Source organism: Mesorhizobium sp. M7A.F.Ca.US.002.01.1.1 (assembly GCF_004022955.1).
In the GTDB taxonomy this organism is placed as follows: Bacteria; Pseudomonadota; Alphaproteobacteria; order Rhizobiales; family Rhizobiaceae; genus Mesorhizobium; species Mesorhizobium ciceri.
Window position 1 is genome coordinate 1 of record NZ_RZQE01000118.1, and the last position, 13,982, is coordinate 13,982.

Below are 13,982 nucleotides of genomic sequence, written 5' to 3' on the forward strand. Positions count from 1 at the left end.
CCGACATTTACACCGGCACGCCGCGCTTCACGCTTGGAATCCGGGAATATGCCGACGGGTTGAATTTCGTTGCGGTGGCGGTCGGTGTCTTTGGCATCGCCGAGATCCTGCGCAACCTCGAAAACGAGGATGAGCGCTCCGTGATGATCCGCAAGGTCACCGGCCTTATGCCGACCCGCGAGGACTTTCGGCGCATGGCAGCGCCCATCGTGCGCGGAACGATCATCGGTTCAGCGCTCGGCATCCTGCCGGGAGGCGGCGCGATCCTGGCAGCCTTTGCCTCCTACACGGTCGAAAAACGCGTCTCGAAAAACCCGAAGGAGTTCGGCAAGGGCGCCATCGAAGGCGTCGCCGGACCGGAATCGGCAAACAATGCCGGTGCGCAGACTTCCTTCATCCCGATGCTGACGCTGGGCATTCCGGCCAACCCTGTCATGGCGCTGATGATCGGCGCCATGATCATCCAGGGCATCGTGCCCGGCCCCAATGTCGCGACCGAACAGCCGGCGCTGTTCTGGGGCATCATCGCCTCGATGTGGATCGGCAATCTGATGCTGATCATCCTCAACCTGCCGCTGATCGGGCTTTGGGTGAAGCTGCTGACGATCCCCTATTACGTGCTTTTCCCGATCATCATGGCGTTCTGCTCGATCGGCGTCTACAGCGTCAACAGCAACGTCTATGATCTCTACGCCGTCGCCTTCTTCGGCTTCCTCGGCTACCTCCTGACCAAGCTGCGCTGCGAACCGGCACCGCTGCTGCTCGGCTTCGTGCTCGGCCCGCTGCTCGAGGAAAATCTGCGCCGCGCCATGATTCTCTCGCGCGGCGACCCGAGCACCTTCGTGACCAGACCGATCAGCGCCGGCCTGCTGCTCATAGCGCTCGCCGTGCTCGCCGTCGTCTTCCTGCCGGCGGTCAAGAAAAAGCGCGAAGAGGTGTTTGTGGAGGAGAGTTGAATTACGCCGCCGTTCCGCCTCGGTCCTGAACCTCTTCGACCGGGTCGAGCGGTGCGATCGGCACCAGCGGTGCCGGCACATCGGTCGTCTTGACCTCGGCCTTGCAGATGTCGGCGATGACGCAGGCCGGGCAATCCGGCTTGCGCGCCTTGCAGACGTAGCGGCCATGCAGGATCAGCCAGTGATGTGCATGGCGCATATATTCGTCCGGAATGATCTTCAACAATCCCTGCTCGACCTGTTCCGGCGTCTTGCCGGGCGCTAATCCGAGCCGGTTGCCTATGCGAAGAATGTGCGTGTCGACCGCCATCGTGTGCTGGCCGAAGGCCATGTTGAGCACGACATTGGCGGTCTTGCGCCCGACCCCGGGCAGCTTGACCAATTCATCTCGATTATCGGGTACCTCGCCGCCATGGTCGCGGATCAGCGCCTGCGACAGCGCAATCAAATTCTTCGCCTTGTTGCGCCACAGCCCGATGGTGCGGATATATTCGCCGACCCTTGCTTCCCCCAGCGCCAGCATCTTGTGCGGCGTATCGGCGGCCCTGAACAGCGCCCGCGTCGCCTTGTTGACGCCTACATCCGTCGCTTGCGCCGACAGCACCACCGCGACCAGCAGCGTGAAGGCGTTGACATGTTCGAGCTCGCCCTTCGGCTCGGGCCGCTGGACGGAAAAGCGCCGGAATATCTCTTTCACTTCGGCCGGGCTGTAGCGTAACGCGCTTCGCGCCGGCCGCGGGCGCGGCTTTGCGTTCGAACCATCGCGTCGTGCGGGCAACGGCTCTTTTTTGGACAGGGAAGAATCTTTGGACTTGGGGCTTGCCATTTCCCTCCTATAATATCCCCTCATGAGCGACACAAACGCCTCGTTTCAGGCCGACGAGCCATTCTTTCAGGCGCTACTGACCCCGCACCGGTCTCTGGGCCGGACAGGCTTCTTCGTCCTGATGGGCGCGCTGCTGTTCGGCTGGCTGGTGACAGGCGCGTTTTTCCTGTCGCGCGGCGCCTGGCCGGTGTTCGGCTTCTTCGGCCTCGACGTGGCCGCCGTCTACATCGCCTTTCGCATCAACTATCGTGCCGCTCGCGCACGCGAAGAAGTCTCGGTTTCGCGCACCAGCCTCGACATCCGCAAGACAGCCCCCTCGGGGAAATCGGAAGCGCATCGCTTCAATCCGTTCTGGGCGCGGTTTTCGGTGGCCCGTCACGCCGAGATCGGCATCACAGGCATGACGGTGCAAGGTGAAGGCCAGAACGTGCCGATCGGATCGTTCCTGGACCCCGATTCCCGCGAGAGTTTTGCCACCGCCTTTTCGCGCGCGCTGGCGGCCGCCAAGGCACGCTGAGCCAGCCGCGAGCGATTCCAGGGCTCGAATCCGGTGCCTATCCGGGTATGCGCCGCAAGAAGGCAAGTTTCGGGTGGCGATCGACGCCCCGAGGGGCGATATTCCGGCCCAAGGAGACAGTTCCATGAGCACACACACCGCAGTCCTCAAAAAGGACATCACGCCTGAGGGCAGCGATTATGAGATCGTGCGCCGTGCCATCGAGAAGATCAGTCTCGACTATCGTGATCAGCCTTCCCTCGAAGAGCTGGCCGAGGAGGTCGGCGAGACGCCGACCGGCCTGCAAAAACTCTTTACCCGCTGGGCCGGCCTGTCGCCCAAGGCCTTCCTGCAGGCGGTGACACTGGACCATGCGCGCAGGCTGCTCGATTCCGGCATGCCGCTGCTCGAGACCTCATTCGAACTGGGCATGTCCGGCCCCGGCCGGCTGCATGACCTGTTCGTCACGCACGAGGCGATGTCGCCGGGCGACTACAAGACACGCGGCGCCGGGCTCACCATCCGCTACGGCTTCCATTCCTCGCCGTTCGGTACCGCCCTGATCATGGCCACCGAGCGCGGGCTCGCCGGCCTCGCCTTCAGCGACCCCGGCGAGGAACGCGCCGCCTTCGCCGACATGTCCAGCCGCTGGCCGAACGCCATCTACGTCGAGGACATGACTGCCACCGGCCCCTATGCCGCCCGTATCTTCGACCCGACGCTGTGGCGCCCCGACCAGCCGCTGCATGTCGTCATGATCGGCACCGACTTCCAGGTTCGCGTCTGGGAGGCGCTGCTCAAGATCCCGATGGGCAAGGCCCGCACCTATTCCTCGATTGCGGCCAGCATCGGCGCCCCGTCCGCCAGCCGTGCGGTCGGTGCGGCCAACGGCGCCAATCCGCTCTCTTTCGTGGTGCCTTGTCACCGCGCCATCGGCAAATCAGGCGACCTCACCGGTTATCATTGGGGCCTGACCCGCAAGCGCGCCATTCTGGGTTGGGAAGCCGGGCAGGTATCGTAATATCGATTTTTCTCGATATTGCGAAGAAAAACATGGTTCTATCGGCGCTATCAAGTATAAGCGCTATTTACGCTGTGGTTCCGCTTTTGCAACCGAGGGCAACCTCCGGTTCCTGTAGTTGTTATTTTTGAGGCGTTATTTTAGGTAACTCTAAATTAACCACGATAAAGTGATGATGCTCTCATATTAATCCGGACGATCCGGCTTGATAGGAGGTCTCGATGACATTGTTTCGCGCCGCCTGCGGCGCAGCTCTGCTGGTTGCCAGCGTCGACGAGGCCGCGTTGGCCACGACGCAGAATGTCATCTTCAACGGCACGATCGCGCCCACCTGCACGCTGGTCGTTGCCACCAACGGTACGATGACGGCCAGTCCCGATCTCCAGTCCCTGAGCTCCCACAACAGCGGCGGCTCGGCTGGAACCGTGACGCTGACGACGACCGGAGGTGTGTCGCTGAGCGTCGACCCGGTCACCACCATGACGGTGCCATCCGCCGACAGCACGTCGACGACCTGGACACCCACCTACTCCGCCGCCGGCGCGCATTCCATCGTCGAGACCGGCTCGACAACCAGCATCACCACCCCCGGCGCAGATCTCGTCTCGGTTCACCTTGCCGGAACCAAGGGCGGCAGCAATCGCTTCGCCAACGGCAATTATCAGGCAACGGTAACGCTGCGCTGCGAATGACGCGAGCGAAGGAGGGGTCGTGAAACATGCTCGAATCCTGGCGACGGCGTTGGCCGTCGGATTGGCGCCCGTTGCCGCCAAGGCTCAGTCGATGTCGCCGATGCGTGGCGAGATCAACAGCTTCACCGACGTCTTTGCGGTTCGCGTCTTCCCCGCCAATCCCTACGACCGCAACATCCGGGTCGAAATTCACGTCTACGATCAGGATTTCCAGCCGGTAGATGCCAGGGTCTCTCCAAATGTCTTCCAACTGGCCTCCCAGGCCTCCCGTTCTGTCCTTGTGGTTGTGCCTTTCGGCGGCGCTGCCGAGCGTAAAGTGCGTATCTGTACCGAAAGCATCCCCTTTCCCAATCAACAGACGCAGATAAGGGCACAGATATGCGGAAAGTTTTTTGGGCGCCGCAAGTCCTGACACTGGCGCTCGCGGCTGTTTGGGCGGGTGCCTCGCCGGCCGGGGCCGAGGACGTCTACAACCTCAACCAGAACGAAAGCGGCTTCAACCTGCCCGGCGTCACCTTGCCCCAGGGCCAGGACGAGGTCCATGCCGCGGATGGCACCACTTGCCGTTCCGCCGTCTCCGGCTCCGGCGCCTATGTCGATCTCGGCGTCATCAGAGGCAACAGCCAGTCCGACAATGATGTCGCCACTTACGGCCGCGTGGTGATCCCCATCGGGCGTACGCCCAAGCGCGTCGATTGCAGCCGTCTCTACGAGCTTGAGGTCGAGCGCCTTCAGCTGGAGCTGAAACTCCTCAAAATGGGCCTCGGCACCGACGGCCAGACGGCGAGTATTGCCGCCACCGCTCCCGCGACCGCATCACCGGGGTGGGCCAACGAAGGCTGGAGCATCAGAACCGGAAATGGCGATGGCAAGAAAAAGAAGAAGCAGTAGCCGCGCGCTGTTTGCGATGGCGGCACTTGCCGGTTCCTGCCTTCCGATGCAGGCGGCGATCATCGGCACCTGCACCATCATGGTCGGGGCGTCCGGAACGATGAAGGCCAGTCCCGCCATCAGCATACTGGGCTCCAAACAGGCAGGCGGATCGAGCGCCAGCGCCACCGTGGTGGCAAGCTCCCTGTTATGCTCAATACTCAACCTGCTTGACTGCTATTCGGTTTCGGCGCCGGCGCCTGCCGCATTCTCGTCCGCGCCGAGCGGCGGTGGCACCAACGTGACGTTCGCTTCGGTCTTCCGCCTCGATGGCTCGGGGGCCGATGTCAACGGAAGTGTGCCGCAGAGGGTTGCCAACGGCACCCACGCGATGCAGGGCGACCTCACCGCCACCAAGTCGAGCGGTATCTTTCCCGCCGGCAACTATCAGGGCACGGTCACCGTGCGCTGCGAATAAGGCCGCGACAACTCAAATCGGGCTGGACCATGCGCGTGGTCTGGCAAGCTGCGGCCTTACAGGTTAGCTTCCACGCAATCGGAACGATCTGCGTTCGCCCGGACGCACGAAGACGCTCCGGCATTTTGAATTTGCGTTGCCAGGAGGCCCTGCTTGATTATCGTCATCGGCTCGATCAACCTCGACCTTATCGCCAAGGTCGACCGCTTGCCGAGCCCCGGCGAGACGGTGGGCGGCTCGGCCTTCACCACCGCGCCCGGGGGCAAGGGCGCCAACCAGGCCCTGGCCGCCGCACGCGCCGGCGCCTCGGTGCGCATGGTCGGCGCCGTCGGCAGGGACAGCTTCGCCGCCGAGGCACTGGCATTGCTGCGCGACGGCAAGGTCGACCTGTCCGGCGTTGCCGAGACTCACGCCTCGACCGGCACGGCACTGATCATGGTCGCCGACGACGGCGAGAACATCATCGCCGTGGTGCCGGGCGCCAACGCTTCCGTGGTGCCCGGCGATCTCTCCAAGGCCTTTCTGAAAAAAGGCGACGTCGTGCTGCTGCAAAATGAGATTCCGCTGGCCACCGTCGATGCCGCCCTCGACCAGGCAAGGGCGGCCGGCGCCATCACGGTGCTCAACACAGCACCTTTCCAGGCGCAAGCAGCCGGCTTTCTCGGCAAGGCCGACTATGTCGTCGCCAACGAAACCGAGTTCGACCTGTATGGCGAAGCGCTGTCGCTGCAAGGCCGCGATCGGGCGGTGCGCATGCGCGACTTTGCCGGAAAGACCGGCCGCACCGTCGTCGTCACGCTCGGCGGCGATGGCGTGATGGCGGCGACACCGACCGAGTTCCTGGCCGTTGCTGCGCGCAAGATCGTCCCCGTCGACACGGTCGGCGCCGGCGATACGTTCTGCGGCTATTTCGCCGCCAGCCTGTCGTCGGGCCTCACGCTCGAACAGGCGCTGGCGCGCGCCGGCGCGGCCGGCTCGCTGGCCTGCCTGAAACCTGGCGCCCAACCGGCGATCCCGCTCGCCAAAGACGTCGATCAGGCGCTGCAGGAAACCCATTAAAATGCTGCGTCCTCAAACAAAACATGCCGTGCCACCGGCAGGCGACATCTGCCGCCTGTCCGCAGTCGAACTCGCCGGCGCGATCCGGGAGAGGGAGCTTTGCGTGCGCGAGGTGGTGGCGGCATTCCTCGACCGCATCGAGGCGGTCAATCCGCTGGTCAACGCCATCGTCTCCTTGCGCGATCGCGCCGATATCCTGCGCGAAGCCGATGCGGCCGATGCCAGCCCAACGCGAGCCAAAACCAACCCGCTCTTCGGCCTGCCGATGGCCATCAAGGACCTCGCCTCGACCACGGGCCTCAGGACCTCTTTCGGCTCGCCGATCTTCGCCGATTTCGTGCCGCAGGAGGACGATTTCTTCGTCGAGCGCATCCGCAATGCCGGCGCCATTATCATCGGCAAGACCAACGTCCCCGAATTCGGGCTTGGTTCCAACACCTACAACGCCGTGTTCGGGCCGACGCTGAACGCCTTCGATCCGGCCCTGACCGCCGGAGGCTCGAGCGGCGGCGCGGCCGTTGCCCTGGCGCTCGACATGGTGCCCGTCGCCGATGGCAGCGACTTTGGCGGCTCGCTGCGCAACCCGGCCGCCTGGAACAATGTTTTTGGCTTCCGCCCGTCGCAAGGACTTGTTCCCGGCGGACCCGATTTCGAAGTCTTCCATGCGCAGATGGGCGTCGACGGGCCGATGGGCCGCAACGTCCGTGACATGGCACTGCTGCTCGATGTGCAGGCCGGTTACCACCCGCACGCGCCATTGTCCTACGAGAAACCCGGCTCGTTCCTCGAAGGGCTTGGAATACCCGCAACTGGTGGCCGCATCGCCTGGCTCGGTGATCTCGGCGGTCATCTGCCGGTTGAAACAGGCGTTCTCGGCCTGTGCGAGGCGGCACTTGGCCGCTTTGCGGAAGCGTCCTTCGCGACCGAGCCCCTGCTGCCGGATTTCGATTTCGAAGCGCTGTGGCAGGCCTTCGTGACGCTGCGCCAGGCCAGCAGCGGCTGCGCGCTCAAAACCCACTATGACGATCCCGCGAAGCGCCGCCTGCTCAAGCCGGAAGCCATCTGGGAAGTGGAGAACGCAACGCGGCTGACGGCGCCGCAGATCCGCGCCGCTTCGGTCATCCGCACGTCCTGGCATCGCACGCTGCTGTCGATCTTCGACCGCTATGATCTGATTGCGCTGCCGACAGCGCAGGTCTTCCCCTTCGACATCGATACGCATTGGCCGCGTGAGGTCGCCGGACGCACAATGGACAGCTATCACCGCTGGATGCAGGTTTCCGCCTTCGCGACCTTGGGCGGCTGCCCGGCGGCCAATGTGCCGGTCGGCTTCGACGATAGAGGGCGGCCGATGGGCATGCAGCTGATCGGCCGGCCACGCGGCGACCTTGCCGTGCTCAAGGCGGCGGCCGCCTATGAGGCAACACTGCCCTGGCCGGCCGGCGCCTGAATCGCACGCGTTGGCGTGCCGCGGCGCTTCGCGCACCGGCTTGCATCGCTATCGCCGCCATGCATTGATTATCCTCAGCCGCGCCGCCTCGGCGGTATTCCTGGGGAAAAAGCATGTCGCTCGAACTCTACGCCGCCTATGTCCTCGCTTGCATCGTCATTATCCTGGTGCCCGGTCCGACGGTCACGCTGATCATTGCCAACAGCATCCGCCATGGCTCGCGCGCCGGCCTCGCCAACGTCGCCGGCACGCAGGCCGGGCTTGCCGTGATGATCGCCATCGTCGGCATCGGCCTCAACACGCTGATCGCAGGCATGGGCCACTGGTTCGAGTGGGTACGACTGATCGGCGCGGCCTATCTGATCTGGATGGGTGTGCAGATGTTCCGCTCCAAGGGCACGTTGAATGCCGATGGAACAGCGAGAAAGCCGCGCGGCGGCTTCTTCCTGCAGGGCCTGCTGGTGGCGCTGAGCAACCCCAAGACGCTGATTTTCTTCGGCGCCTTCTTTCCGCAGTTCATTTCGCCGCAAGGCAACTACTCGCTGCAGATCGCCGTCATGGGTCTGACCGCCATGATCTTCGCCGCCTTCTCGGATTCGACTTACGCGCTGGCCGCCGGCCGCGCCGGGCGCCTGCTGTCGGCCGGCCGCATCAAACTCCTGTCGAGGATCAGCGGCAGCTTCATGGTCGGCGGCGGCCTGTGGCTGGCGTTTTCGCGGTCGAAGTAAAGGCGGCCGAGCCGGCGCCGCAAGGAGTTGCAGCACCCTGGAATGGCAACAGATTGAAAGTGTGCTGTCCCACCACCACATGAATCTGGCTTGAGGGATTCATGTCTGTCTTTTGGACTTGGGATGGTTTGAAGAGGAACGCGCCTGGCGTGATCCTCTTTATTGGTGCGTTTGCGGTTATGATCATGTTGGCGGCAAACAAATGGATCAACGACGCCAGCCCGATCCGATCGGTCGACACAGTCGAGGCAAACGTCGAAAGTGTCCGGTTGGACCATGGCCGCGGCATATATCTGGTTTCTATCGAGAACGGTTCGTCTGTCCTTATCGATGACGATCACCCGCATCTGATCGGCTCGCGCACAAACATCGAACGCGTCACGCGCGACAATGGCTTCGTCTTCTACCGATTCGTGAATTGAATCATGGCAACAGTATCTTCTCTCAGAAACCGCCTGCTTCTGTTTCAGGCAGAATACCGAGACGCAGTCATTGGTGTCGTATTCTTCTGCGCACTGCCCCTGGCGGCGCTGATCCCGATTGCGATGAACCAGGACAATCCGGTTGTGGCAACTCAGAGTGTGATGGGCACTATCGAGTATGTGAGGTTAATGCCCATCAATCCGAAGATGGCTGCCGGGCGCGGGCTGTATTACACATACGATGTCCGCCTTGATGGCAACAGCGCGGTGACATCCATCGATGATGAAGTGGGGATGCCGCACCTTGTCGGTTCGGTCATCCCCATCGAGCGGCAACATCATAAGCGCGGCGGAGACACCTATCGGTTTCTCAATGAGTGAAGACGCGTGCTCACAAGTTCAGTTCTGTTCTGACGGTCAGTTAAGCCGCCCCAGCCTCTCCACCAGCAAGGCGAAAAACGCATCATGGTCGATGTCGCGCATCACCATGGCGTTCTTCGGCCGTTTGGTGACGCCCCACCAGTCGATCACGGTCATGCCCATGGTCAGTTCCGAGGCGGTTTCCACGCTGACGTTGCAGTTGCGGCCCTTGAACAGGTCCGGCTTCAACAGATAGGCGATGACGCAAGGATCGTGCAGCGGGCCACCGTCGGTGCCGTATTTCTCTTCATCGAAGCGCTCGAAGAACTCCAACATCTCCGCGGTGGCGGTGCCGACCCTGGTGCCCAGCGCGCGGAAGGCCTGCGTGCGCTTGGCGGTGGTCAGCGCCTTGTGGGTGACGTCGAGAGGCATCATGACGATCGGAATGCCGGATTTGAGCACGACATCTGCGGCCTGCGGGTCGACATAGATGTTGAATTCGGCGGTCGGTGTGACATTGCCGCCTTCGAAGAAGCCGCCGCCCATCAGCACGATTTCCTTGATGCGCGGTGCGATGCGCGGCTCGCGGATCAGCGCCAGCGCAATGTTGGTGAGCGGGCCGAGCGCGCAAAGCGTGATCGTGCCGCTTTCTTCGCTCATCAGCGTCTCGACGATGAAATCGACCGCGTACTGGTCCTGCAGCTTCATCGTCGGTTCGGGCAATTGCGGACCGTTGAGGCCGGTCTTGCCATGCACTTCCTCGGCGGTGACCAGTTCGCGCGTCAGGGGCCGGATGGCACCGGCATAGACCTTGATGTCCGGGCGGCCGGCCAGCTCGCAGATCTTGCGGGCATTCTTTTCGGTAAGCTTCAGCGGCACGTTGCCGGCAACGGCTGATATGCCGACGATCTCCAGTTCGGAGCTGCCGAGCGCCAGCAATATGGCGACGGCATCATCCTGGCCGGGATCCGTGTCGATGATGATCTTGCGTGACTGGGGCATTTCAATTCCTTGTTTGGCGAGGTCGTGGACTTGCATCGATCCGATCGGAACATCCAAATGACGCCGAAGCGGCCGCGAGCTGCCAGGCCGAACCGCTCGACCGGGGAAGACAATCCCGACCCGCGCGCTTTTCCTTGCATCTGCTCGCCGTTTCAAGCGCCATGTCTGTCATTCCTGTGAGTCCACGGCCTGGTCTTTTTGGGCGGGTCTGTTGACGGCTTGAACTTGGTCGCGGGGCGGACCATATCAAGGCCATCGGGAAAAATGCCATCTGGGTTTTTCCACTTTATGTCGCTCTTGAGAGGACAGTGTAACATGAGCCGAATGACGCCCTTTTCCAGCCCGCTTCTGCTTGGTTTCGACGCCATGGAAAAGACCCTGGAACGCTTGGCGAAGTCCGGTGACAGCTACCCTCCCTACAACATCGAACGCCTCAGCGGCGCCGACGGCAAAACCGAAAGGTTGCGCATCACATTGGCGGTCGCCGGTTTCGCCGAAAGCGATCTCGATGTCACCACGGAGGAAAACCAGTTGGTCGTGCGCGGCCGTCAGACCGACGACACCGAGCGCGAATTTCTTCATCGCGGCATCGCCGCGCGCCAGTTCCAGCGCTGTTTCGTGCTGGCCGACGGCATGCGGGTGATCGCAGCGGAGTTGAAGAACGGCCTTTTGGCGATCGACCTCGATCGGCCGGAGTCCGAACGGCTGGTACGGAAAATAAACATATCGGTGAAAGACTGATCTTTACCGATGGCTCTCATGCGGGATGGCCTTGAGCGGCGTCCTCGCGCCAAGGAGGCTTTGAAATGACCAGAACTGAAACTATCACCATGACCAATGGCGAATTCGCTCATCTCGGCGAGGGCTCGGTCGCTTATCTCAGAAAGGTCTCGAGCGACGAATTGCTCGGCCGTTTCCCCAATCTCGGCGAAATCGCTCCCGGCATGGAACTGTGGGCGCTGTTTGCCGCCAATGGCCAGCCGATCCTGCTTTCCGACGCGCGTGACCGCGCACTGGCCGGTGCCATGGAAAACGACCTGACCACGGTCGCCATCCACTAAGACCCAGCGCGCCGCCCTGTTAGGCGCGACCAGCAGGCTCAAACGCATAGGGCCGCCCGTGGCGGCCCTTGAAGTTCGTCTCACCAGAAAAATCAGGCCGCGTGCGAGGCCTGGGTGTCCGATAAAAGCGCGTGGATAGCCGCGGCGTCGCGCGTACCCCTGATCTTGGCCACCGTGTCGGCGTCACGCAGCACTCGCGCGATGCGCGACAGTGCCTTGAGGTGATCGGCACCCGCCCCTTCCGGCGCCAGCAGCAGAAACACCAGATCGACGGGCTGATCGTCCAGCGATTCGAAATCGACAGGCGTCTCCAGCCGGGCGAAAACACCTGCGATGCGCTTCACGCCGGCCAGCTTGCCGTGCGGGATGGCGATGCCGTTGCCGACGCCGGTCGAACCCAGCCGCTCACGCTGCAGGATGGTGTCGAACACCTCCCGCTCCGGAATGCCGGAAATCGCCGCCGCCCGTTCGGACAGCAATTGCAGCAGCTGCTTCTTGGAGTTCGCCTTCAACGCCGGCAATATCGCCGGAACGTTGATAAGATCGCTCAGATCCATGCTTGAAAATCCCTTGTTCGCCTGCCGTCACCAGTCCTCACCCCTCGTGCGGCCGGCTCTTATCCCAGTGCGACCTCGTCGTCACCGTGCGACCCTTGTCGTCACCGTGCGACCGTTGTCGTCACGCTTGTGCGACCTTGGTCGTCGACGGGTCGATCCAACCGATATTTCCATCGGGTCGGCGATAGACGATGTTGAGATGGTCGGTTCCCGCGTTGCGGAAGACGAAGACCGGGCTGTCCTTGGTGTCGAGCTCGATGACCGCCGACGCCACCGACATGGTCTTCAGCGTCATGGTTGATTCGGCGACGATGGCCGGCGCGAAATTCTCCGGAATGTCCTCGTCGTCATCGGCAAGCGGCGCCATCACCGTGTAGGCTATGTCGGTCGGTTGGCCGTTGGCGGCGCCCGAATTGTGCGATTTCAGCCGGCGCTTGTAGCGCCTCAGGCGGGTTTCCAGACGGTCCGCCGCCGCCTCGAAGGCAAGCGTCGGATCCTGGGCATCGCCGGTGGCCTGCAGCGAAGCGCCGGAATCCAGCCGGATCATGCAATCCGCCGAATAGCGCGAACCCGATTTGATGACCGTGACATGTCCGGCAAAGCCGCGATCGAAATATTTGCCGATCGCTTCGCCGACACGATCGTTGATGCGTGTCCGAAACGCATCGCCGATGTCCATGTGTTTTCCCGATATGCGCAGATTCATCTGAAAACTGACCTTCCTTGCTCAGGCTTCAAACTGGCCCGAGTTTATACTCGTGATCCGTGCGCACAAGCTTTGCGGCGTCACTTGCGCCGATTTTAAATCCAGACTTTCCGGTTGATCACAAGCCGCCCTTTGACCGTCCCGAGGCCAACGTCGTGACGGACCATCCGCATGCGGGCATCTAGCCCGTCTCATGCGGGCGGGCTTCTAGCCAGTTCACCGCGGCTTGTCAATGAAGTGCTGGCTTGTGGAAAATCGACTCGCCTCAGCGCCCGGCGCTGGCCATCGCACGTTTCTCGCGCCGGCGCTGCACCGAGGAGGGGATATTCATGCCTTCCCGGTACTTGGCGACCGTACGCCTTGCAATGTCGACGCCACTTTCGCGCAACATGTCGACGATTGCATCGTCGGAAAGCACGTCGACGGGCTTCTCCTCGTCGATCAACTGCTTGATGCGGTCACGCACGGCTTCCGAGGAGTGCGCATCGCCGCCGCCCGATGCGGCGATCGAGGCGGTGAAGAAGTAGCGAAGCTCGAACACGCCGCGCGGCGTCAGCATGTATTTATTGGCTGTGACCCGGCTGACGGTCGATTCGTGCATGCCGATGGCGTCGGCCACCGTGCGCAGATTGAGCGGCTTCAGCTGCCGCACGCCATGGACGAGGAAGGCGTCCTGCTGGCGAACGATTTCCGAAGCGACCTTGAGGATGGTCTTTGCCCGCTGGTCGAGGCTGCGCGTCAGCCAGTTGGCGTTCTGCAGGCATTCGGCCAGAAAATCCTTTTCCGCCTGGTTCTTGGCCTGCGGAGAGACCTGGGCGAAATAGATATGGTCGACCAACACCCGCGGCAGCGTTTCGGCATTGAGTTCGACCGTCCAGCTGCCGTCATTGGCCGCGCGCACCTCGACATCGGCGACGATCGCGTCGCTGGCGCCGCCCGAAAACGCCATGCCCGGCCGGGGATCGAGCGCCCGGATTTCGGCCAGCATGTCGAGCAGATCCTCCTCGTCGACACCGCAGATCCGTTTCAATGCGTGAAAATCGCGCCGTGCCAGGAGTTCGAGATTGGCGACCAGCGCCTTCATCGCCGGATCGAGCCGGCTCCGCACGGCAAGCTGCAGCGACAGGCATTCGGCCAGGTCGCGGGCAAACAGGCCGGCCGGCTCGAAGGTCTGACACACCGCCAGCACCTTCGCCACGGCGGCCGCATCCGCACCGAGACGAGCGGCGATCTCTGCCAGATCGGCACGCAGATAGCCGGTCTCGTCAAGGCCGTCGGCGAGGTCGGCGGCGATCAGA

The 13,982-nt window shown here is 62.7% G+C and carries 19 protein-coding genes; 14 read left to right on the forward strand and 5 right to left on the reverse strand.

Annotation, left to right across the window (positions count from 1 at the left end):
* On the forward strand, nt 1-956 hold a 956-nt coding region (locus EN932_RS14355; RefSeq protein WP_206618935.1), incomplete at its 5' end, for a tripartite tricarboxylate transporter permease.
* 1 nt (nt 957) lies between these two features.
* Here the strand turns inward: EN932_RS14355 and nth are convergent.
* A complete protein-coding gene (nth, locus tag EN932_RS14360; protein ID WP_063169002.1) occupies nt 958-1,782 on the reverse strand; it encodes an endonuclease III in 825 nt (274 codons plus the stop codon).
* 22 nt (nt 1,783-1,804) lie between these two features.
* On the opposite strand from nth, the gene EN932_RS14365 reads away from it, so the two are divergent.
* The 11 genes from EN932_RS14365 to EN932_RS14415 all read left to right on the forward strand — a co-directional run bounded on the left by EN932_RS14365 (nt 1,805) and on the right by EN932_RS14415 (nt 9,379).
* Nucleotides 1,805-2,299: a DUF2244 domain-containing protein gene (locus tag EN932_RS14365; RefSeq protein ID WP_127384622.1), complete on the forward strand. Its 495-nt coding sequence runs from the start codon at nt 1,805-1,807 to the stop codon at nt 2,297-2,299.
* A gap of 124 nt (nt 2,300-2,423) precedes the next feature.
* Entirely contained in the window at nt 2,424-3,299 is an 876-nt protein-coding gene (locus tag EN932_RS14370) for a bifunctional helix-turn-helix domain-containing protein/methylated-DNA--[protein]-cysteine S-methyltransferase (protein ID WP_024502817.1), read from the forward strand.
* A gap of 221 nt (nt 3,300-3,520) precedes the next feature.
* Nucleotides 3,521-3,991, forward strand: a complete 471-nt coding sequence (locus tag EN932_RS14375; protein ID WP_027161336.1) for a hypothetical protein — start codon at nt 3,521-3,523, stop codon at nt 3,989-3,991.
* A 19-nt stretch (nt 3,992-4,010) separates the two neighbouring features.
* Nucleotides 4,011-4,403: a hypothetical protein gene (locus tag EN932_RS14380; protein ID WP_027161335.1), complete on the forward strand. Its 393-nt coding sequence runs from the start codon at nt 4,011-4,013 to the stop codon at nt 4,401-4,403.
* Nucleotides 4,370-4,882, forward strand: a complete 513-nt coding sequence (locus EN932_RS14385; RefSeq protein WP_027161334.1) for a hypothetical protein — start codon at nt 4,370-4,372, stop codon at nt 4,880-4,882. Before EN932_RS14380 ends, EN932_RS14385 begins: the two co-directional genes overlap by 34 nt.
* On the forward strand, nt 4,857-5,339 hold the full coding sequence (locus tag EN932_RS14390) for a hypothetical protein (RefSeq protein ID WP_164890483.1): 483 nt from the start codon (nt 4,857-4,859) through the stop codon (nt 5,337-5,339). Before EN932_RS14385 ends, EN932_RS14390 begins: the two co-directional genes overlap by 26 nt.
* Before the next feature lie 153 nt (nt 5,340-5,492).
* Nucleotides 5,493-6,398, forward strand: a complete 906-nt coding sequence (locus EN932_RS14395; protein WP_063169004.1) for a ribokinase — start codon at nt 5,493-5,495, stop codon at nt 6,396-6,398.
* A gap of 1 nt (nt 6,399) precedes the next feature.
* A complete protein-coding gene (locus EN932_RS14400; protein ID WP_063169005.1) occupies nt 6,400-7,848 on the forward strand; it encodes an amidase in 1,449 nt (482 codons plus the stop codon).
* A 113-nt stretch (nt 7,849-7,961) separates the two neighbouring features.
* Nucleotides 7,962-8,576 carry a LysE family translocator gene (locus tag EN932_RS14405; RefSeq protein ID WP_013529595.1) on the forward strand — a complete coding sequence of 205 codons (615 nt, stop codon included), beginning with the start codon at nt 7,962-7,964 and terminating at the stop codon, nt 8,574-8,576.
* A 101-nt stretch (nt 8,577-8,677) separates the two neighbouring features.
* Nucleotides 8,678-8,998 (forward strand): hypothetical protein, encoded by a 321-nt coding sequence (locus EN932_RS14410; RefSeq protein WP_013529594.1) that lies wholly within the window; start codon nt 8,678-8,680, stop codon nt 8,996-8,998.
* Nucleotides 8,999-9,001: 3 nt separating this feature from the next.
* On the forward strand, nt 9,002-9,379 hold the full coding sequence (locus EN932_RS14415; RefSeq protein ID WP_063169006.1) for a hypothetical protein: 378 nt from the start codon (nt 9,002-9,004) through the stop codon (nt 9,377-9,379).
* 36 nt (nt 9,380-9,415) lie between these two features.
* Here EN932_RS14415 and EN932_RS14420 read toward each other — a convergent pair whose 3' ends face one another.
* Nucleotides 9,416-10,360 carry a nucleoside hydrolase gene (locus tag EN932_RS14420; protein ID WP_063170333.1) on the reverse strand — a complete coding sequence of 315 codons (945 nt, stop codon included), beginning with the start codon at nt 10,358-10,360 and terminating at the stop codon, nt 9,416-9,418.
* Between the two features lie 315 nt (nt 10,361-10,675).
* Here EN932_RS14420 and EN932_RS14425 point away from each other — a divergent pair, with 315 nt between their 5' ends.
* Together EN932_RS14425 and EN932_RS14430 are read left to right on the forward strand one after the other, a co-directional pair.
* Entirely contained in the window at nt 10,676-11,101 is a 426-nt protein-coding gene (locus EN932_RS14425) for an Hsp20 family protein (protein WP_013529591.1), read from the forward strand.
* A 65-nt stretch (nt 11,102-11,166) separates the two neighbouring features.
* Nucleotides 11,167-11,421, forward strand: coding sequence for a DUF1150 family protein (locus tag EN932_RS14430; protein ID WP_013529590.1), 255 nt, complete (start codon nt 11,167-11,169; stop codon nt 11,419-11,421).
* A gap of 92 nt (nt 11,422-11,513) precedes the next feature.
* Here EN932_RS14430 and ptsN read toward each other — a convergent pair whose 3' ends face one another.
* The 3 genes from ptsN to rpoN all read right to left on the reverse strand — a co-directional run.
* Nucleotides 11,514-11,978: a PTS IIA-like nitrogen regulatory protein PtsN gene (gene ptsN / locus EN932_RS14435; protein ID WP_013529589.1), complete on the reverse strand. Its 465-nt coding sequence runs from the start codon at nt 11,976-11,978 to the stop codon at nt 11,514-11,516.
* A 121-nt stretch (nt 11,979-12,099) separates the two neighbouring features.
* On the reverse strand, nt 12,100-12,684 hold the full coding sequence (gene raiA, locus EN932_RS14440; RefSeq protein WP_013529588.1) for a ribosome-associated translation inhibitor RaiA: 585 nt from the start codon (nt 12,682-12,684) through the stop codon (nt 12,100-12,102).
* Nucleotides 12,685-12,949: 265 nt separating this feature from the next.
* Nucleotides 12,950-13,982: RNA polymerase factor sigma-54 (gene rpoN / locus EN932_RS14445; protein WP_128368881.1), on the reverse strand; the 1,033-nt coding region annotated here is incomplete at its 5' end.